A 20,790-nucleotide genomic window follows, 5' to 3' on the forward strand; every position below is an offset into this window, starting at 1 on the left:
AGGCTGACTCGGCTTTTAGTAAACGTTTCCCGAGAGTCAGCCTTAGATAGTACTGTTACTTAATGGAGTTTTCAAGTGAAGTTAGCTTGCTTTATTTAATAATATATGAAAGCCGTCTAGGTGATCCTCTATGAAGGATGATTTAGGTGCTTTAATTAAATGATTAACATAAATAATATCGTACACACTAAGTCCAAAATTGATCGTTGCATAAATAGCCAAGTAGGGGAGATGTTCTGGTGAATATATCGCCCCAATCGTTGAAAATAGAGTGATCGTTAGCAGCGGGAACAATGATGATGTAATACATAATCCTTTTGAGATTTTATTAGGTATATAACAAAATAAAACGGGGATTTTCCCGGTACGCTTTAACGTTAATCTCGCTCGTTTTCCGCAAATCCAAATCGGTAAACCATGCAGTAATTTATGAAATAAAGGAACTAAAAAAAGTCCAATAATAAAAGGAATTATTCCATATTGGTTAACAGTTGTAATTTCGACAAATGAACTCAAAAATAAATAGAAAAATAGAAAAAATAAAATTGCAGCACTTATTGATACAATGGCAAGTCTTGTACGACCGAAATCACGTGTAATATTAACAGATTTCCAGCAAAACAAGGTGGATGGCACCTCCTTAATCTATTTGAATAATTTACGATGAATCTGCAAGAAAATCAATAGGTACGACAAAAATATTAAATTTTCTATTTTTAACGACAAATGAAAATAAAAGGAGGGGGAGACATGAAGTTGTATGATGAGGATTATATGAGTAAATTAAAGTTTCAACACAGTTTGTTATTAAAAATGATTGATAAAAATTCGTTTCCTTTTTATTCTCTTGCACTTGAAAAAGACTTGTCGGAGAGCGAAGTAGAACAAGTATTAGTTTTATGTCAAGAACTGCAAAAAGAATACGAGGAGCAGTGTGAACTTGGTTTCGTCCATCATACACCGCTTCTCGTACACTTTGTTGGAATGTTGCCTGATAAATTACCGGTATCTGAAACTTTACAAGCTTTAAAAGCACAAAATTTATATGTTGACTTAATAGATGTATTGCAAAGAGCTGAAAAAAGAGTAGAAGAAGACTAATAATAAGGCTTTCTTATCTAGTTTCAGCAGTTTGTTGAGGTTTTAACGTTCCATCTTCGTCTGTAAATTCATTCTCAAATTTATTTAGTGTCTTTTCAAATATTTCTATAAAGTCTGGACCATAGATATGGCGAACGATACTCATTAACTCAGAAAACTCAGGAAATTTACCGTATAAATCTTTAATCGGCAAGGCCCCGCCATAAATGCTGTATGTCCCAGGGTTATAACATTCTAAAGTTTTAAGAAGTAACTCCTCACCTGCCGGCGTTAAATAAACATAAGTATTTCGTTTATCATTTTCTTTTTTTGAAAAAGTTAGTAAACCGCGTTCTTCAAGCTTTTTAGAAAAGTTGAAAGCTGTAGAGACGTGCATCACTCCGAATTTTGCAATATCAGAGATCGAGGCCCCCTCCAAGTGATAAGCAATCCATAGAATATGATGTTCATTGATGTTTAAATCGAACGGTTTAATCCATGACTGCCAATCTTTTTCAACAGATTTCCACAAAGCCTTACTGAGCTGAGCAACCTTGTGGCTGAACATAATTGACTGCTTAATTGAGTAAGGTACGTTATGGTCCATTGTTCTCCCCCATTACTAAAATATTTTTATACTATATTTTCTTTATATTATGACAAGAAATTGTATATTAATAAAGAGAAATTTTATTTTTTTTCAAAAAATTAGATTTTTTTGTGAATTAATATTCAATCAGGGAGATTAATCCCAGAAAATTTATCGCCACGTCCTGTGGCACCTCTGTGTGACACACATCGTATGGGTCTGAGTAACAATACGATTGCTTCACCTCCTTTTTCAGCGGAGGTGAAGCAATCCGCACTGAAAAAGTTTTAGTTTATGTGTTGCGGCTGTTTTGAAAAACTTCCTGTAATTCATCAATTTCTTTTTGGAGTTGTTTTATAGCAGGTTCGACTTCTTGCTTCCAGTCGTCAATTGAAACCTTTACATCCTGAGAAACAACTTCTATTGCTTCTTTACTTATTTTGGCTGTTTCAGACAATTGATGTTTAAGAGAAGTAGTTTGTTCTTTCGTTTCATTTAAATTTCTTTTTATTGAATTTACTGAATTTGTTAGTGAGGCTTGAACCTCTTTTCCAGACTTAGGTGTCACTAGAAGTGTTGTAATGCTTGCAATCGCACTTCCCGCAATTACTCCATATATCAACGATTTAAGCTTCATAAAAAGACCTCCAAAATTAATTAATTAATTTATTTATTTTCAGGAAATTAGACAATCGTTCCCACATATAATGGTTAAAATCGACACTGTCATACTATAAAGGAGGCTTACAATGATTGGATTAACTTTTGCTTTCTTTGCCTTTGCCATTTTACTATTTTTTAGTACGGGCTATACTTTATTAGTTACGGTTGAACGTTCCCAAGATTATGACGAAAGGAAGAAATGGAAACGATATGGACTAAAGTTAGGTATTTTATCGTTGCTATTTCTAGGTATGGGAATATGGTTATATGTCTCCTTTCATTAAGTTTTTAATAAAGCACCTCCAATAGAAATGGAAGGTGCTTTAAAAGTCCGTTTATTGGTTGTTTCTAAACGTAATCATAAATTCGCGCAGTGCCTCACAAGCCTCTATTGGAACCGCATTATAAGTCGATGCCCTGCAGCCGCCTACAGAACGGTGTCCATTCAGGCCAACAAACCCAGCAGCTTTTGCTTCCGCTAAGAATTTTTTATTCAGCTCATCACTAGGAAGATTAAAAGTAATATTCATGAGAGAACGACTGTCTTTTTCAGCATGCCCACGATAGAAGCCATTACTTTCATCAATGGCATCATAGATGAGTTTAGCTTTCTCTATGTTTCTTTTTTCAACGGTTTGAACTCCACCTTGATCTTTTACCCATTCCAGAACTTTAGCTAACATATAAATAGCGAAAGTAGGAGGAGTATTATAAAGTGAATTAGCATCAGCGTGGGTAGAGTATCGTAAAATTGTCGGTATATCCTGTCTTGAATCTTCAATTAATTGTTTTTTTACGATAACGACTGTTACTCCAGAAGGTCCGAGGTTCTTCTGAGCCCCTGCATAAATCATTGAGAAATTCTCTACTTGGATTGGGCGACATAAAATATCACTAGACATATCAGCTATTAGAGACGTATTTTCAAATTCAGGGAATTGATGCCACTGTGTTCCATAAATCGTGTTGTTAGATGTAACATGAAGGTAAGCGTCATTTTTGTTAATTGAAATCTCTTCTACATTAGGTATTGAGCGATATCCTTTTTCTTTAGTTGAAGCACCGATGAAAGTTTCTCCAATTAATTTCGCTTCTTTTAAAGCTTTTTCTGACCAAGAACCTGTAAGCACATAATTTCCGATCTTTCCTTCTTTAAGAAGATTCATCGGAATTTGTGCGAATTGAAGGCTTGCGCCACCTTGAAGAAATAGAACTTCGTAGTCGTTAGGAATTTGTAACAGTTCCTTTAACATGGATTGAGCTTGTGTATGAACGGCATCGTATTCTTTACTTCGATGGCTTAGTTCCATAACAGACATTCCAGTTTGTTTGAAATTCACAAGTTCTTCCTGCGCACGTTTTAAAACTTCTAATGGTAATGCAGAAGGTCCCGCATTAAAGTTGTATGCTCTCTCCAAGTCTTCCCACTCCTTTAACTCTTTAAAACACTAAGGTTTATAATACTCCTATACTATCATGGGCAGGGTCCTGTTTCTATTATTTTTTTAATTATTAATAAATTTGTCTTTTTTTGAAAAGAACGAGAACTACGAAGTCCTGTGAAGGCAGCAAATTGGGAACAAAAAAGTGAGACTGTTTAAATTCAGTCTCACTTTTTTACTATTTAATTCCGGCAGCAATAGAAGTCGCCATTTCTTGTAGTTGTTCAAATGAATATTGACTGCTGTGGTCTTTCCATACGGCACCAAATCCATCTCCTTCACCATAGCGAGGAATAAGGTGAATGTGATAATGGAACACAGTTTGTCCAGCAGCTTCACCATTGTTATTAACAATATTTAAACCAAGAGGCTTAAATTGTTTCTTAATTGAGTTTGCAATCTTCGGAACTACACTGAAAAGGTGTGAAGCCACTTCTTCATCCAGTTCAAAAATATCTTCTTGATGTACTTTAGGAATGACTAAAGTGTGTCCTTTTGTCACTTGGCTAATGTCCATGAATGCTAAAACATGCTCGTCTTCATAAACTTTTGCGGCGGGAATTTCCCCCTGTACAATTTTACAGAAAATACAGTTTGGATCAAAATTGGTCATCAATTACCCCCACTTTCAATTTAATGGTACTTTTTACTATATGTAAAGGATAACGTTTAATAGATAGGGATGCAACACACTAACAGAATAAGAAATAAAAGTAAGTAAACAAAGTTAATTACTCTGTTATAAAACAGTTGATAATTTTAATAGAATTATCATACAGAATATAGACACAGACTGAGCGGTTTGTTATAATTATTTTAAACATTAGAAAAATATAAAAAATTAAGTGTGGAGAAGATATCACCCAGGGGAGGAATACGATATGCATGTACCTTTAGTTTTAACTCATTTTTTAGACAGGGCTGTCAGTCTTTACGGAGAGAAACTAGCAATCATTGATGACACAAGAGAAATAACGTATAACCAATTAAATGAAAGAGTAAATCGCCTTTCACACGGCTTGAAAGCGCTTAATATTGAAAAAGGCGATAAAGTTGCCTACCTTGCACCAAATACAATAGAAATGTTAGAAGGTTTTTATGGAGTGTATCAAGTAGGCGGGGTAATGACACCGCTTAATACTCGTCTAAAGCCCGAAGACTATGTTTTCATTCTCAATCATAGTGAAAGCCAAGTCTTATTTGTAGATGAAGAGTTGTATCCTTTAGTTGAGCCAATTCGTAATGAATTAACAACAGTTAAAAAGGTAATTGTTCAGGGGGCTACAAAGGCATACGAGGACTGTGAGAACTATGATGAGTGGTTAAATCAATATCCTTCAACATGTTTTGAGCGTGTTGAATTAGAAGAAACAGATATTGCTAGTTTACTATATACAAGTGGAACTACAGGGAATCCAAAAGGTGTTCTATTAACACACCGTTCAAACTATTTACATGCTCTGAGTGTACAACATCATTTAAGAGTTTCTGATCAAGATAAATTGCTTCACATTTTACCGATGTTCCACGTAAATGGCTGGGGTTCGCCTTTCTACTATACAGCAAATGGAGCAACGCAAGTTATGCTTCGTAAAGTAGATCCTAAAGTCATTTTAGAAAAAGTACAAAAATACAATATTTCGATCATGCACATGGCACCGACTGTATTAAATATGCTTTTAGAAGAATACAATCAATCCAAACCTACGATTGAACAAGATGTACGTGTTGTCATCGCTGGTTCAGCACCACCTCCAGCCTTCGTAACACGTGTAGAAGAAGATCTTGGATGGGAGTTTATTCAGGTTTATGGTATGACTGAAATTTCGCCGCTAGTTACTATTGCTAGAGTGAAATCACATCTACAAGACTTACCGATGGATCAGCAATACCGCATCAAAGCGAAAACAGGATACCCGATGATCGGTACGCAAATTAAAGTTGTCGATGAAGATGGAAATGAAGTGGCAAAAGATGGTGTTGCAATAGGTGAGATCGTTACTCGTACGAATGGAGTAATGGAAGGATATCTAAAAAATCCAGAAGCGACAGCGGACACTATTCGCAATGGATGGCTTCATACAGGTGATATGGCGACAGTTGATGAGAATGGATATATTGAAATCTGTGACCGTAAAAAAGACGTCATCATCAGTGGTGGAGAAAATATTTCTTCAATCGAAGTTGAAGGGGTTCTTTACGACCATCCGGCAGTACTTGAAGCAGCAGTCATTGCTGTTCCACATGAAAAGTGGGGAGAAGTTCCGCATGGTGTCGTTGTTCTTCGCGAGGGAGAAACGCTTACTGAAGAAGAACTGATTGCATTTTCTCGTACAAAACTTGCTAATTTTAAAGCACCAAAAGGCATTACATTTACGGACGCTCTTCCAAAAACAGCATCTGGTAAAATTCAAAAAGTTGAAATTCGTAAAGAGTTCTGGGGCGAACGTACTCGCCTTGTGAACTAATAGCAACCAAAGGCTGACCATGTGTCAGCCTTTTATTTTTATCAAGAAAGGTCCCCTTCTATCAGTTTTCTTTTTTGTCAAATCGTTTGGACATCGTTTGTGATATACTTTCTTTGACTACAGGGAAGGTGGGAGTGGCAGAAATGAAACGACTTTCAATTATATCTTTATTTTTCCTACTAATGGCTTCTTTTTTAGCAGGTTGCGGCCAAGACCAAACTACGAACCATCAAGGTCACGAGGTAGGTCATGTTGAACAGTTTAAAGAGGATACTAGAGAGACAACAGCTTCTATTGAAGAGCTTCCAAATTTCTTAGAACATTATCATTCTAATATTATAGATATCTATGAACGCGTACCCTATTATCAAGATCTTTTAGAGCATATCCCTTGTTACTGCGGCTGCGCTGATTATGTGTCTCATCGTCATACTTACGATTGCTTTGTCCATGAGCACTTTGAAAACGGCAATGTTCAATGGGATGATCACGGTGCTAGATGCGGAGTTTGTTTGGAAATTGCACATTATTCCATGAAATATTACGATGAAGGAGTTTCTCCATTACAAATTCGACAGATCATTGATGAAATGTATAAAGAAGGTTTTCCGGAGCCAACAGACACTCCAATGCCTGTTTCTTAAAAAGTAACCATTATAATAATAATGTGTGTTCAAAAAAGAGGACAAAAAGATCCGAGAAGTTTGAGGAAGCGCAGTCTCTGAGTACTGGAGCGTATGGTGATAATACGTGTAGCACGGAAGAGCAAGCTGACAAAGAAATTCAACAGAGATTTTTCCCGGACTTTTTGAACAACCTCTAAAAGAGGCTGTTACCCCTAAGTGTTAGAGACGTTCAAAGTTAGTTGTTGCACTAATATGCACCTATCTTTTGTTTCCCTAATACTTACCGTAGGGTAGAGCCTCTTTATTCATGTATGATCATCGTTTAACGGCTGAATATCTGGTACAATAAGGTAATAGAATTGAGGAGATACAATCATTTTTGAGGTTAATATGTGCAAGATGTTATATAAACGGATAGAAAAGGAAGGGATAGACTAGTGGGAAAAGTATTGGATGTTAGAAACTTAACGGGTGGGTATCACGCCAGTAAACCGGTTCTTCATGATGTAAGTTTTGAAGTTCATCCAGGGGAAATTGTCGGCCTGATTGGCTTAAATGGTGCTGGTAAAAGTACGACCATTAAACATATTCTTGGATTGATGGAACCTATAAAAGGTAGTGTTACGATAGATGGACATTCATTTATAGAACAACCAAATGAATACCGCGCTTCTTTAGCATACATACCAGAGATTCCGATCTTATATGAAGAATTAACATTATGGGAACATCTAGAGCTAACGGCAATGGCTTATGATGTGGATGAAAAAACATTACAAGTAAGAGGAGAAGCGTTACTTAAAGAGTTTAAAATGGATAAAATGAAACGGTGGTTTCCAAGTCACTTTTCCAAAGGTATGAAACAAAAAGTGATGATTATGTGCGCTTTCCTAGTAAACCCTAGCGTTTATATTGTAGACGAACCAATTGTTGGTTTAGACCCTGTCGGTATTAAATCATTTTTAGACTTAACAGTTGAAATGAAAGAGAACGGGGCAAGTGTCCTAATGTCCACACATATTTTAGCAACAGCAGAGAAATACTGTGATCGGTTTATTATTCTCCACCGTGGAAGAGTTATTTTATATGGGACGTTACAAGATTTACAAGCGAAGTTAAACATGCCGAATGGAAGTCTCGATGATATTTATATTGAGGCGACAAAGGATGATAGCCAATGAAAGATGTAGGGCAGTTATGGAGTAGTCGTTTAAAGAGTTACTGGGAGATCGCTATAAGATATTTACGTCTAATTGGGAATAGCGGCTTCTTGTTTACGATCTACCTGTTAATTATTGTAGGCAGTTATTATTATCGTCATTTTCTAGATTGGCTTCCTCAGACATTTCCTGCAGTATTGTTCTTTGTGATCGTGAGTACGTTTTTATTGACGAGAGGTGCAGTTCGAACATTTGTAAAAGAAGGCGATTTAGTTTTTCTATTGCCTATGGAAGGTCGCTTGCAACCTTATTTTCGCTCTTCAATCATATATTCTAGCATTTTACAGAACTTTACGCTGATCGTTATTTTCTTTATTTTAGCTCCAATATTTGCAGAGAGAATTAATAGTTCATTTTCCTACTTTTTAGTCGTGTTACTTATTTTAGCTGGGGCAAAGGTATGGAACTTGCTCTGTCATTTCGAAGAGCAGCGGTTAGCTTCTTCAAGAGAAAGAATTTATCATATCGTGCTGCGTGTTGCAATGAATGCCAGCTTTTCATTTTTCTTATTTGTAGAAGGCAGCTGGGTCTTCTTATTAGCAGTAGCGGTTATTATGTTAGGCGTGTATTTGATTTATTATCGAAAGCTGCAAAGGAACCATAGTATAAAGTGGGAACAACTTCTTTCAATTGAAAATAAAATGCTAACTCTCTTTTTCCGAGTGGCTAATATGTTTACGGATGTTCCTAGTTTAAAAAGTTCATTTAAGAAGAGACGGTGGGCAAATGCGATTGTAACTAGAATTCCATACAAGCATAAGCATACGTTTGACTATTTATATACGAGAGCTTTTCTTCGTTCTAATGATTACTTCGGTATATATATTCGACTGATCATTGTGGGCACGATTATTTTGTTAGTGCTGCCTGATGGAATCGTTCGGTATCTCTTGTATTTTGTATTTATTTACATGTCGGGACTGCAATTATCTACGCTTTGGAAGCATTTCTACAAAGCGATATGGGTTGACTTATACCCAATACAGGCAAAAGATCGACAGCAGTCTTTTTTAAGATTAATATTTATTCTTCTATCAATTAAAGCAACGGTGCTTGTTGCACTATTAGTTATGTTTGCTGAAGTTAATATGGTAACACTTATCCTATTACCACTTGGACTTGCATTCTCATATGCATATAGCTTTCATTGGATGCATAGAAAAGTGAATGTAAGGTAATTACGCTTGTTGGGAGGGAGGAGGTCTAGATGACAGTAGATGTTAGAGTTCAAGATGAACTTCGGAGCTGGCAAAAAAAGATGGAAAAACGTCAATCCATGACAGGACGATTGGCGAAACGATTACAAACCAAAATGAATCAAATCATTCCTGAGAAAGTTCATCACGTCGTAACGACTAGTATAAAAAAGATGGTCCATGCGACTTTGATCGGATCAGAATATACAACTTCGGTAAAACGAATAGATCATACAAGCTTTGAAGAGCGAGAACGTCGAGTGGATGAAGCAATTAAAAAGTATAAAAAAACAGCTGCAGTAGAAGGTGCGGGTACTGGGGCTGGTGGTATCCTGTTAGGAATGGCTGACTTCCCGCTTTTGTTAGGGATCAAAATGAAGTTCCTATTTGAAACAGCAAGTTGTTATGGTTATGATGTAAATAATTTCAGGGAACGTTTATTTATTCTTTATTTATTTCAATTGGCATTTTCAAGCGAGGAGAAACGTAAAGAAGTGTATGAAATCGTTTCTAACTGGGATGCGTATGTTCATACGATCCCTACAGAAGAAGAGTATTTAGAAAACATCAATTGGAAGGAATTCCAACTTGAATATCGTGACCACATCGACTTAGTAAAAATGCTCCAGCTTATTCCGGGGGTTGGAGCCATTGTCGGTGCGGCAGCTAACTATCACTTTTTGGATGTTCTCGGGGAAACCGCTAAAAATGGATATCGAATGAGGTTATTGAAACTGTAAAAAGAATATGAAATAGCATATCAATTAACATAGTGATTGGTATGCTATTTTTTCGTTCGTACACTCACAATTGTGATGAAGGACAAAGCAAGGAAGAAATACAAGGAAAGTGGTCTTCGTAACGTATCGGAAACTACTTCGCGTTTTATTATGCTTTTTTCTTTTTACTGCTCACCACATTGCATAAATTACAATCTGACAACAGAGTCCGCTAATATGAAACATGAGCAGCATCAGGCTTCTTTATAATTAAGAGCGTTTCCACCTCAATAGTGAAAACGCTCAATCTCAAATAATATGGCATGGTAATATATTATACCGTTACTCTTTATCTTCATTACCAAGATAATGTAACGTAATATGACCTAACGTTTTTGCTGCAATTAGCATTGCTCTTTCATCAAAATCAAATTTTGGATGATGATGAGGATAAGCAACATTCCATTCTGGGTTTCTAGCACCTGTAAAGAAAAACGATCCTTTCACATGTTGAAGATAGTAGGCAAAGTCTTCTCCACCCATTTGCGGATCCATGTTTTCTGCCTCGTAGACGCCGGGTACTTTATTAGCGACTGTTGCTACAACTTCGGTTTCCTCATCATGATTTACAACTGCTGGGTATCCTCTAAAATAGTGATAAGTAGCCGAAACATCAGCAGCTAAAGTCGTACCGTCTATTATTCTTTTAATCTCTTGCTCCATTTTAGTACGGATGTCTTCATCAAAGGTCCGAACAGTACCAATCAATTTAGCTGAGTCAGCGATAACATTAAACGCATTTTGTGCCTGAAACGAACCGATAGACAATACGGCTGCCTTTAATGGATCCACTCGTCTGCTCACAAGTTGTTGTAAGTTCGTAACAAGTTGAGCACCAATGACCACTGCATCTTTGGTTAGATGAGGCATGGCACCGTGCCCGCCTTGGCCGTGAATTTCGACTTCAAACCGGTCAGCTGCTGCCATGATAGGGCCTTTTCGATACTGAATTTTTCCTAATGGTTCAGTTGCCCATAGATGAGTTCCGAAGACATAATCCACTCCGTCTAAACAACCGTCTTGGATCATGGCAATCGCCCCGCCTGGAGCATACTCTTCTGCATGTTGATGGATAAATACAACCGTCCCTGACAATTGCTCTTTCATACTGTTAAAAACTTTAGCTAAACCGAGCAGACTAGCGGTATGACCATCGTGACCACATGCATGCATCGCGCCGTCTACTTTTGATTTGTATGGAACCTCTTTCTCGTCTTGGATCGGCAACCCGTCAAAATCAGCACGCAGAGCAATCGTTTTTCCCGGCTTACTTCCGCGAAGAATGGCAACTACTCCTCGTTCTCCTACTCCTGTTTTAACTTCATGTCCAAGATTTTTATGAAATTCAGCAATGTACGCTGGAGTTTTCTCCTCTTGAAATGAAAGCTCAGGATATTGATGCAGGTATCTTCTCATATCAACCATTTCTGAATAAATGGCGTCCAACCCTTTATTAAGCAGTTCTTTCATGACTATCACCCCAACACTAAGAAAATGGCTTTCTTAACATCATACTTCGAGAAACGATCGAAATATTCCTCTAATTCTAATGTTTTAGAGGTTAAACAGTTGAAAACGAGTTAAGTAAGCTGCAATAGCTGCAAATTTTCCAGTGAATAGCAAGATCCCAAGAATGATTAAGAGATATCCGCTGGCTTTTTGGATCTTAGGAAGGATACGGTTTAATTTACGCAGCTTGTCAAGTGATCTCGACCATAATAACGCGACAAGAATAAATGGAACTCCAAGCCCCATGGAGTAAATGAACAGCATAAACATCCCTCTAAACATCGTTTCAGATTCCATCGCTAATAAAAGAATTGACGATAGCACGAGTCCAATACACGGTGACCAGCCTGCACCAAAAAATAAACCGAAAAATACAGAATTTGCAAAGCTTGTTGATTTCTTCGGTGTGTTATTAAAACGTTTTTCGCTTAGAAGCATCGATATCGAAATAATCCCAGCCATTTGCAATCCAAATACAACAATGACAATCCCGCCGATTTGTTGAATCAATTGCTGATTTTCAAGAAATGTTCTTCCAATGAACGTAGAAGATGCCCCGAGCATTACAAAAATTATAGTAAACCCGATAATAAATCCAATACTTCGTGAAAGGATTAAGGACCGATCTGCTTGTACTTGATTGTCACTTACTGATGTTCCTGTTAGTTGTGCTAAATAAGCAGGTACTAATGGGAAGACACAAGGAGATAAAAAGGAAATAACTCCTGCGAAAAAGGCTAACCATATTGTAATTTCTGTCATCATCTCACCTCGTTTAATAATTGCACTTTCGTTTTTCAGTTCGACCTCTCACTTTTAAGGAGTCTATGAAATAGGCAGACAAGTATTCATGTAATACCGTCATTATAACTGATTTTCCCTAAATGAAGAAAATGAATGGACGTTACAATCTTATGATACTTAAAAAATGTGTAGTATTTGTGAAGTTGGTCTGAAAAACAATCCGCCTCAAGGCGGATTGTAAAACCGTTCTCATGCTCGTTATCGCTTCACTTTTTACTGATTACAATAAAGGTAGCTTAAGACAAAGGAGGCGAGGAAATGAATTGGACTGGTAAAGCGATAGTAGGAATTATTCTACTCTTTATTGGAGCGAATCTTTTCTTACAAACATTAGGTATTCAAATTGGAGGGTTAATTGGATTAGCGATATCGGTACTCCTCATTATTTATGGGTATCGAAAAATGAAGTCAGATCACGGATCTAATTTACTCGGAATGGCCATTTTAATTTTTGGATTACTTCTTGCCATTGGTCACCTTCATATATTTACCGGCATCTTCATTGCGGCGATGATCATTTACTTTGGTTATCGATTAGTTACAGGTGAGAAAACGAAAAGAGTGGTTGACCAAGACGAAGAAGTAGCAGCTTCAACATCAGATGCATCTCAAACAAGCAAAGATGCTTTCGATGAAGAATGGAATAAATTTTTAGAAAAAAATCATTTGAAATCTTAGGAGGAATAAAGATGATATTTAAACGAATTCGCGACTTAACGGTAGCTAGTATTCATGAAGGCTTGGATCAATTAGAAAATCCAGTTGTGATGTTGAACCAGTACTTACGTGACATGGAAAAAGAGATCGTTGCAGCGGAAAAAGCAATTACGAAGCAAATGACAATTAAAGCAAATTTTGAAAAACAAAAAAACGAAGCTGTTGAATTGATGGAAAAACGCGGGCAACAAGCCGAACTAGCATTAAAAGCTGGAGAGGAACAGTTAGCCAAGAAAGCCTTACTCTCAAAAAAACAATATGAAGAAAAGGTATCCTATTATGAGGAAGTTTGCTTACAAAATGATGAAAAAATAGCTGAGTTAAAAGATCAGTTATATGAAATGAGAGAAAAGTATCAAGAAATGAAAGATAAAAAAGTAGTTTTAATCGCTCGAGCTAATGCTGCAAAGACAAAACAATCGATGGATGAAGCTATGGACCGTTTTGATCATGAAAAAGCTCAAGCAGGATTTGAGAGAATGGAACGCAAAATCTTTGAAATGGAAACGACCATTAACCTAAACAGAAATAAACGAGATGTTCTATTAAACAGTCAAACGATTGAATTCGAATATAATGAAGCGGTTGAACATGAATTGAATACACTTAAAGAAAAAATCCGCTCCCAAACAACAGTCTAAGGTAAATTTCATAGCAAATAAGATAGGAGAAAAGGAAAATTCTCCTATCTTCCTTTCTTATAGCTATAGTAAAATGAAGATGACTTGAAAAGGGAGGGTGAAAGTGTGAAACGTCCTTTAGGAGTATTGCTTATTATTATCGGCATCTTAATCGCTTTTAGTACCATTTTTCAACCGTTAATAAGCTCTAATCGAACGAGTACTGTCAACGAACAAGGGATTAATATCAATAATGGTTATGATAAGCTCTCTATTACTACATCTGTCGCAGATTTAAATATTCGTCAGTATCCGGGTGAAGAACTAATGTTGGAAGTAAAAGGGAACTCTTCAAATTATCACATCCAGTCAGAATCAAAAAAATCGATCTTAGAAATAGAAATAAAAAGTAATAAAAGATGGCAGTTCTTTAATGCTAGTAAGTCATCTGTAGATGTTCTTATTCCTGATCATTATACGAGGTCGGTCACGATTGAAAATACAGTTGGCGATTTAAGGTTTCAATCACCGCTTACCTTGGCAGAGTTAAATATTAAAATGACAGCAGGCGATGTTAAAGGATTAACAGGTTCGATTGATCACCTTACTTTTCATAGTACGGCAGGCGACTTTCATGCTTATGATTTAAATTCAGTAAGAACTGAGATAAAAGGAACTGCAGGTGACTTCCAAATAGAGAGATTTACAGGAGATTTAAAAGGGACAAACACAGCAGGAAGTATTACAGTAGAGTATGAACGAGAAAATGGTGACATTGAGTTGCAGACGACTGCAGGAGATGTCAGGCTATTGATTCCTGAACCATCTTTTGAACTTAATGCAAGCACAACATTAGGTGATGTTTCTATAAATATTCCAATTATGCTGGAACAAAGCGGGAAGACGTATAAAGGTGTTGTCAATAATGGTGAGAAGAAAGTTAAAGTATCAACAACAATAGGCGATATTAAAATTGATTAAGTGAAAAAACAAAGCAATGTTTACAGGAAGGAGGAACGAAGAATGCACACGTCAAGAAATGTAATCATAGGTATTATTATCATCCTCATTGGACTTAGTGCATTGTTAAACACAATAGGATTTAACTTTCATCTAGGGTTGTTAATCGGTCCCCTTATTTTCTTTGTTATCGGTCTATTCTTTTACCGGAAAGGTCATAGATGGTTAAGTATCATTTTTTTATTAATCAGCTTCGTTACGTTCTTCGACAATGTAGTAGGCGTTAATATTACTGGTATTATTATTGCTGTTGTATTTATATACTTTGGATACAAATTATTAACCGGGCATGAAAAAGCAAAAGACAATGGGGTCAATGACAATACGATTGATAGAGAAATTGATGAACTTGTAAAATCAGTGGATGAACTTGTAGAGGACGTTCCCTTCACAAAAGAGAAACCAAAACAAGAGGAACCGGTAAAAAAAGTTCATACTACACCTTCTTTTAGAAGTGCACTGATTGGAGATTTCAGGTTACTGTCAGACCGTTATGAATTACAAGATATGAACATTCGAAATGGGATTGGCGATATCAAAATCGATCTTTCCAAAGCAATTATTCCAGAAGGTGAAACGGTTATTGTTATTCATGGTTGGATTGGGGATATCGATGTTTACGTTCCCTACGATTTAGATCTGTCTGTCCAAGCTATGGTTACCGTCGGTGATTTAGATATTTTAGACAGCAGGCAAAGTGGAATTAATCGTAATATTGCAATTGCTACTAAAGATTACAAGCAAGCTCCTCGTCGAGTTAAGCTTGTGTTATCACTACTCATTGGAGATATAGATGTGAGGTACGTGTAATGAAACGAGTTCTTCTGGCTAATATTCAATGGCAAATGGTTCGAAATTCGATTTGGATCAGCTTACTTACGGCTTTATTTGCTGTTTTTATTTTAACATATGGGGAAGCAGAGGGGCTGGCCGTCCTGCTGCGAAAGAAATTATTCGGAATTCCTATACTTCTGGTTATCCCGGTGATAGCCATATTCATTGGCGGTGCTTTTGGCTATCTTGCTGGAGATAAGGTGAAAAAACGGTTAGAAATCTTACAACAAGGAACATTGTCATTAGAGCGGGGGAATTTCTCGTATCGCTTCCCGGATCTTGGTGCTGATGAAGTAGGATTGATAGGGAAACAGCTTAATGAAATGGTAAAAAGAGTAGAAAGCCAGGTCATATCGTTACAAAAGTTATCAACGGAACGAGCAGAGTGGCAGGAAACGATCAAACAATCTGCGATAAACGAAGAAAGGCAGCGTCTTGCTAGAGACCTGCATGACGCGGTCAGCCAACAACTATTTGCGATATCCATGATGACAGCAGCATTGCCGCACACTTTAGATAAGGATGTTAAAAAAGCAGCCCAACAAATTGAAATGGTCGAACAAATGGCCTCGAATGCACAATCTGAAATGAGAGCCCTGCTCTTACATTTACGTCCGTCCCATCTTGAAGGTAAGGATTTACAGGAAGGAATTCAAGAGTTACTCGTTGAAATAAAAACGAAACATGGCTTACAAATTGATGCAAAAATTGAAAAAACGAATCCGATACCAAAAGGAATAGAAGATCAACTGTTCCGAATTGTACAAGAAGCATTATCGAATATCTTGCGTCACGCAAAAGCTAGTCGAATTGAGTTTCAATTAAGACAAATCCATGATCAACTTCGATTAAAAATAATCGATAATGGAATTGGTTTTGAATTTAGTGGTCAAAAAATGGGCTCGTACGGTTTACAAATGATGAAAGAGCGGGTGACTGAAATTGGAGGGACGTTAGAAATTATATCAATCCCTAATAAAGGAACCCAAGTCGAAGCGATGATTCCTCTCGTTCCACTTTAGTATAGAGCGATATAATTCTTATCTAAATGCAGTTGGAGGTGGATGGATTTGATTAAAGTTTTACTTGTTGATGATCATGAAATGGTCCGGATGGGGTTAAGTGCATACCTATCAACGGAAGAAGATATAGAAGTAGTAGGAGAAGCTTCTAATGGTAAAGAAGGTGTAGCACTTGCATTACAATTACAACCGGATGTTATCTTGATGGACTTAGTTATGGAAGTGATGGACGGGATTGAAGCGACAAAGCAAATTACAAGTCAATTGCCGGCTGTGAAGGTAATCGTGCTAACAAGCTTTGTTGATGATGAAAAAGTATATCCTGTTATCGAGGCAGGAGCTTTTAGTTATTTATTAAAAACGACAAGAGCGCCTGAAATTGCCCAGGCAATCAGGGCAGCATTTGAAGGTGAATCAGTTGTTGAGTCTCAAGTGACGAATAAAATGATGCAACGAATGCGAACCCAGCAAAAGAAATTGCTGCATGAGGAATTAACACCAAGAGAATTAGATGTCCTTAAGCTAATCGGGATCGGTAAGACGAATCAAGAAATTGCAGATGAGTTATACATTGGAATAAAAACAGTAAAAACACATGTAAGTAATATATTAGCGAAACTAAATGTTGACGATCGTACGCAAATAGCCATTTATGCACATCGTCATGGTCTAGTAAATTAAGAAACTGTCTAAGGTATTGAATATACTTAGGCAGTTTTTTTCTTTAGTCATATGCAATTTCCATAATGTTGATTTCACGCTCATTGTTTTAATTAGAAGTAAAACTATATTATAATTACACTTAATCGGTTTCGACAAAAGGTGATGATTATGACGAAAAAACGACTACTTTTGAGTATTCTAGTTTTATTAGTAGCGATCGGTTTAGGATTTATTATTTATTTTTCAATTATATTAGCCGGGAATTACGTCGTTGATGATAAAAAGCTAGTCATGCACAGTTCATCTTCATTAGTAGATGAAGATGGGAATTTATTAACGAAATTATTTATAGAGAATCGGCAATTAGTTTCTATTCAACAAGTACCTCAGCATGTACAAGATGCGTTTGTAGCCATAGAAGATGCGCGTTTCTATGACCATCAAGGTATTGATTTTCGAGCGATCACTAGAGCTTTATATCGAGATATACGAGCAGGCGCTAAAGTTGAAGGTGGAAGTACGATTACGCAACAACTTGCTAAAAACACTTTCCTCAGTCATGAAAAAACGTTCTGGCGGAAGACAAAAGAAGTCCTTATTGCGATGAATCTAGAACATAAATATAGTAAGTCAGAAATTCTAGAATTTTATTTAAACCGCATCTACTTTGGGCATGGAGCTTACGGCATTCAAGCAGCCTCTAAACTATATTTCGATAAGGATGTCAGTGAGCTGACGATCGAAGAAGGAGCTTTATTAGCAGCGCTTCCGAAAGCACCCAATGCTTTTTCGCCGATTACCTATCCTGAAAGAAGTAAACAAAGAAGAGATGTTGTCCTAAGTGTAATGGAACGAAGAGGCTATTTATCACCAGAAGAAGCTGTTCGGCTGCAGGGAAAAACAGTTTCAGTGCAGCGAAATACAGTCAGTAAAAAAGAAGAATACTTAACGTATATCGATATGGTTCTGGATGAAGCTGAACAACGATATCAAATCTCAAACGAAGAGTTATTAACGGGTGGATATACAATCGTTGTACCGATGAGAACGGAACTGCAAGAAAGTGTTTATGAAAAGTTCCAGCAAAATGAATTTTTCCCTGGCCAAGATCCTAACGTCGAAAGTTCGATTGTTTTAATGGATGTTGAAACGGGCGGTGTTCTTGCGGTACAAGGTGGCAGAGAGTACGTGAGCAAAGGAATTAACCGAGTGAATGTAAAACGTCAGCCAGGATCGGTTATTAAACCATTAGCTATTTTTGGACCAGCGATTGAAACAGGGCAATATCATCCATATTCGATGTTAACCGATGAACTACTTGATTATGATGGATATGAACCGAGAAATTTTACGAATGAGTATAGAGGGGAAGTACCAATGGTCGATGCGCTGACACATTCATTAAATGCACCTGCTGTTTGGTTGTTTAATGAATTAGGAATCGACCGAGGAAAAACATACCTAGAGCAACTCGGTCTGAATACTGAAGATAATGGATTGGCTCTAGCATTAGGAGGAATGACAGAAGGATATACTCCTCTTGAAATTACAAAAGCTTACCGAGCACTTGCTCATCAAGGAACGTACACAGATCACTATTTTATTAAAGAGTTGTATGATCGTAATGGCGAACTTCTTGTAAATATTGAAAATAGTGAACAAAAAGTATTCTCAGAACAGACAGCTTGGTACTTAACGAGAATGCTTGAATTAGTAGTTGATGAAGGAACGGGTACTTCTGGATTTACAAGTGAACCGTTAGCAGGAAAAACAGGGACAACTTCGTTTACAGCTGTAAGTGGAGGGACAAGAGATGCATGGTTTGCAGGTTACACACCAAAAGTAGTAGGAACCGTATGGATGGGTCATGACCGAACGACAGAAACGTCCTACTTACAAGGTGGGAGCAGCTATCCTACAGCATTATTTAAAGACATCTTGAATGAATTGCCTGATGATCTTAAAACCGACCGTTTTGAAAAGTCAATAGCAGTAAATGATCTTGAACCGGCAATTCACCTTGAGAAAATTTCAGACCTTAACGCTTCAATAGTTTTTGGAGGCAGACGGGTTTTAAGTGTGAAGTTATCGTGGACACCAGCAGCTGATGAACGAGTTCGCTATCATATTTATGAAGTCACAAATGAACAAGGTGCTCAAAAAATTGGTTTCGTTGATGGGAGCGGTGAATACCTAGTTAGAAGTATTAACTTATTCCGACTGCACGAATACTTCGTTGTCCCGTATGATTATTTAACCGACCGAGAAGGGCCAGCATCCAATCTATCATCTGTGTCAGGTCCATTTGGTTTTTAATATCAGCATCATTTTAAAAAAGGTGTCAGTTCTTTCTAGAAAAAGGATGATTAATAATGTTGTTTTCAAATCAACCACAAAATAAACAAATATTGTATAAACAAATGTTAAATTCTGCTGGATCTTTATCAAATCTTTTCTCCGAAAGTGATTCACCTTTTCTAGTTTCAAGAAACGTAGAAAATGCCTATTGTGAGGCATTTGGTGCAAATAACCTGGGGCGGGCAGATTGCTCTGCTGATGCTTCATTAAACAATATTGGGGTAGGAATTAAAACATTTCTGCACGGCAATGGTAAGTCGCTTCAGAAAATTGCAGAATTTAATAAAGATGCCGACTTGTATCGAGATCAGTCGCCTAAGGCACTTGTACAAACAATCGCTAACCTTCGGAATGAACGGATTAAGTTTACAGAAAGAACATATGGCCTCAGCTCGATGATCTATCATTGTGTGACAAGAAAACCAGGGAAAATTCTCATCTTCGAAACGCCTATGGACTTAGTAAATGTTGAATCAATCACAAATATCAAGGTAAGTAATAATAGAAATAATATCACGTTTGAAGATGGCCTCAATGAATATAGCTTTAACGTTACCAAAAGTACTCTTTACAAGCGTTTTATTACAAAAGATCCATTAGAGCAAATTGATGTAGAAATATTCGCGAAACCCTATGAACAGTTGTCTAAATTATTCGGATTTGAGTTAAGCCCAGTCGAAACACCAACTGTTGTCAATCCATTAGAGAACGTTGAACATGTTGTCTTACCGCTGTTCTCTGATCGTGGCGGACGGAGACACGTCCCAGAAAAGAGCGGTTTAAACCAATGGAACGCAGCGGGTAGACCTAGAAATGAAAATGAAGTTTATATTCCTATCCCCATCTGGATTCACAGAGAGTTCGGTGAGTTCTTCCCTGAAAGAGATAAAGAATTCAATTTAACTCTTCCTGACCAGACATCATTGTCCGCAAAAGTTTGTCAAGATAACAGAAAGGCACTTATGACAAATCCAAACAGCGCATTAGGAGAATGGCTATTAAGGCAAGTTATGAATTTGAAGGAGAGAGAACTTCTCACATATGACCAACTTGAAGGTTTAGGAATTGACTCAGTAATAGTCTTCAAGCATGGAAAAGGACAATATTCAATTGATTTCCGTGGATTAGGCACTTATGACGATTTTGAAAATGAACATAACAAATGATATAGAAAAACCAC

The 20,790-nt window shown here is 37.0% G+C and carries 22 protein-coding genes; 15 read left to right on the forward strand and 7 right to left on the reverse strand.

The window, feature by feature from the left end; all coding sequences use genetic code 11:
• Window positions 1–81: 81 nt before the first annotated feature.
• Window positions 82–624, reverse strand: coding sequence for a DUF3267 domain-containing protein (locus N7Z68_RS16525; protein WP_275119578.1), 543 nt, complete (start codon window positions 622–624; stop codon window positions 82–84).
• A 126-nt stretch (window positions 625–750) separates the two neighbouring features.
• Here N7Z68_RS16525 and N7Z68_RS16530 point away from each other — a divergent pair, with 126 nt between their 5' ends.
• Entirely contained in the window at window positions 751–1,101 is a 351-nt protein-coding gene (locus N7Z68_RS16530; RefSeq protein WP_275119579.1) for a DUF1878 family protein, read from the forward strand.
• 13 nt (window positions 1,102–1,114) lie between these two features.
• Here the strand turns inward: N7Z68_RS16530 and N7Z68_RS16535 are convergent, their stop codons facing one another.
• The gene (locus N7Z68_RS16535) at window positions 1,115–1,687 is read right to left on the reverse strand and encodes an HTH-type transcriptional regulator Hpr (protein ID WP_275119580.1); all 573 of its coding nucleotides are present in this window, start codon (window positions 1,685–1,687) and stop codon (window positions 1,115–1,117) included.
• 274 nt (window positions 1,688–1,961) lie between these two features.
• The gene (locus N7Z68_RS16540; protein ID WP_275119581.1) at window positions 1,962–2,306 is read right to left on the reverse strand and encodes a YtxH domain-containing protein; all 345 of its coding nucleotides are present in this window, start codon (window positions 2,304–2,306) and stop codon (window positions 1,962–1,964) included.
• Window positions 2,307–2,418: 112 nt separating this feature from the next.
• Between N7Z68_RS16540 and N7Z68_RS16545 the strand changes: the two genes are divergently transcribed.
• Window positions 2,419–2,616, forward strand: a complete 198-nt coding sequence (locus tag N7Z68_RS16545; RefSeq protein WP_275119582.1) for a hypothetical protein — start codon at window positions 2,419–2,421, stop codon at window positions 2,614–2,616.
• Between the two features lie 51 nt (window positions 2,617–2,667).
• Here N7Z68_RS16545 and serC read toward each other — a convergent pair whose 3' ends face one another.
• Together serC and N7Z68_RS16555 are read right to left on the reverse strand one after the other, a co-directional pair.
• Complete coding sequence (serC, locus tag N7Z68_RS16550; RefSeq protein WP_275119583.1) at window positions 2,668–3,750, reverse strand: 3-phosphoserine/phosphohydroxythreonine transaminase; 1,083 nt, start codon at window positions 3,748–3,750, stop codon at window positions 2,668–2,670.
• A 202-nt stretch (window positions 3,751–3,952) separates the two neighbouring features.
• Window positions 3,953–4,387 carry an HIT family protein gene (locus N7Z68_RS16555; RefSeq protein WP_275119584.1) on the reverse strand — a complete coding sequence of 145 codons (435 nt, stop codon included), beginning with the start codon at window positions 4,385–4,387 and terminating at the stop codon, window positions 3,953–3,955.
• 268 nt (window positions 4,388–4,655) lie between these two features.
• Here N7Z68_RS16555 and N7Z68_RS16560 point away from each other — a divergent pair, with 268 nt between their 5' ends.
• From N7Z68_RS16560 to N7Z68_RS16580, 5 genes are all read left to right on the forward strand, one after another.
• The gene (locus tag N7Z68_RS16560) at window positions 4,656–6,242 is read left to right on the forward strand and encodes a long-chain-fatty-acid--CoA ligase (RefSeq protein ID WP_275119585.1); all 1,587 of its coding nucleotides are present in this window, start codon (window positions 4,656–4,658) and stop codon (window positions 6,240–6,242) included.
• 143 nt (window positions 6,243–6,385) lie between these two features.
• A complete protein-coding gene (locus N7Z68_RS16565) occupies window positions 6,386–6,886 on the forward strand; it encodes a PCYCGC motif-containing (lipo)protein (protein ID WP_275119586.1) in 501 nt (166 codons plus the stop codon).
• A gap of 419 nt (window positions 6,887–7,305) precedes the next feature.
• Complete coding sequence (locus tag N7Z68_RS16570) at window positions 7,306–8,049, forward strand: ABC transporter ATP-binding protein (protein ID WP_275119587.1); 744 nt, start codon at window positions 7,306–7,308, stop codon at window positions 8,047–8,049.
• Window positions 8,046–9,266, forward strand: a complete 1,221-nt coding sequence (locus N7Z68_RS16575) for an ABC transporter permease (protein ID WP_275119588.1) — start codon at window positions 8,046–8,048, stop codon at window positions 9,264–9,266. Before N7Z68_RS16570 ends, N7Z68_RS16575 begins: the two co-directional genes overlap by 4 nt.
• Before the next feature lie 29 nt (window positions 9,267–9,295).
• Window positions 9,296–10,024, forward strand: a complete 729-nt coding sequence (locus N7Z68_RS16580; RefSeq protein ID WP_275119589.1) for an EcsC family protein — start codon at window positions 9,296–9,298, stop codon at window positions 10,022–10,024.
• Window positions 10,025–10,345: 321 nt separating this feature from the next.
• On the opposite strand, the gene N7Z68_RS16585 is transcribed toward N7Z68_RS16580, so the two are convergent.
• Window positions 10,346–11,533, reverse strand: coding sequence for a M20 metallopeptidase family protein (locus N7Z68_RS16585; protein ID WP_275119590.1), 1,188 nt, complete (start codon window positions 11,531–11,533; stop codon window positions 10,346–10,348).
• 84 nt (window positions 11,534–11,617) lie between these two features.
• Entirely contained in the window at window positions 11,618–12,334 is a 717-nt protein-coding gene (locus tag N7Z68_RS16590; RefSeq protein ID WP_275119591.1) for a cytochrome c biogenesis CcdA family protein, read from the reverse strand.
• Window positions 12,335–12,634: 300 nt separating this feature from the next.
• Between N7Z68_RS16590 and N7Z68_RS16595 the strand changes: the two genes are divergently transcribed.
• The 8 genes from N7Z68_RS16595 (at window position 12,635) to N7Z68_RS16630 (ending at window position 20,776) form a co-directional block, all read left to right on the forward strand.
• Window positions 12,635–13,054: a LiaF transmembrane domain-containing protein gene (locus tag N7Z68_RS16595; protein WP_275119592.1), complete on the forward strand. Its 420-nt coding sequence runs from the start codon at window positions 12,635–12,637 to the stop codon at window positions 13,052–13,054.
• A gap of 11 nt (window positions 13,055–13,065) precedes the next feature.
• Window positions 13,066–13,734 (forward strand): PspA/IM30 family protein, encoded by a 669-nt coding sequence (locus tag N7Z68_RS16600; protein WP_275119593.1) that lies wholly within the window; start codon window positions 13,066–13,068, stop codon window positions 13,732–13,734.
• Window positions 13,735–13,839: 105 nt separating this feature from the next.
• Window positions 13,840–14,694 (forward strand): DUF4097 family beta strand repeat-containing protein, encoded by an 855-nt coding sequence (locus N7Z68_RS16605; RefSeq protein WP_275119594.1) that lies wholly within the window; start codon window positions 13,840–13,842, stop codon window positions 14,692–14,694.
• 42 nt (window positions 14,695–14,736) lie between these two features.
• Window positions 14,737–15,543, forward strand: coding sequence for a cell wall-active antibiotics response protein LiaF (gene liaF / locus N7Z68_RS16610; protein ID WP_275119595.1), 807 nt, complete (start codon window positions 14,737–14,739; stop codon window positions 15,541–15,543).
• The gene (locus N7Z68_RS16615) at window positions 15,543–16,589 is read left to right on the forward strand and encodes a sensor histidine kinase (protein ID WP_275119596.1); all 1,047 of its coding nucleotides are present in this window, start codon (window positions 15,543–15,545) and stop codon (window positions 16,587–16,589) included. Before liaF ends, N7Z68_RS16615 begins: the two co-directional genes overlap by 1 nt.
• Window positions 16,590–16,637: 48 nt before the next feature.
• Window positions 16,638–17,270 (forward strand): response regulator transcription factor, encoded by a 633-nt coding sequence (locus N7Z68_RS16620; protein ID WP_275119597.1) that lies wholly within the window; start codon window positions 16,638–16,640, stop codon window positions 17,268–17,270.
• Between the two features lie 144 nt (window positions 17,271–17,414).
• On the forward strand, window positions 17,415–19,568 hold the full coding sequence (locus tag N7Z68_RS16625) for a transglycosylase domain-containing protein (RefSeq protein ID WP_373323169.1): 2,154 nt from the start codon (window positions 17,415–17,417) through the stop codon (window positions 19,566–19,568).
• Between the two features lie 56 nt (window positions 19,569–19,624).
• Window positions 19,625–20,776 carry a phospholipase D-like domain-containing protein gene (locus N7Z68_RS16630; RefSeq protein WP_275119599.1) on the forward strand — a complete coding sequence of 384 codons (1,152 nt, stop codon included), beginning with the start codon at window positions 19,625–19,627 and terminating at the stop codon, window positions 20,774–20,776.
• Window positions 20,777–20,790 lie beyond the last annotated feature (14 nt).

The organism is Alkalihalobacterium chitinilyticum (genome assembly GCF_029028005.1).
GTDB classification, from domain to species: domain Bacteria; phylum Bacillota; class Bacilli; order Bacillales; family Bacillaceae_F; genus Alkalihalobacterium; species Alkalihalobacterium chitinilyticum.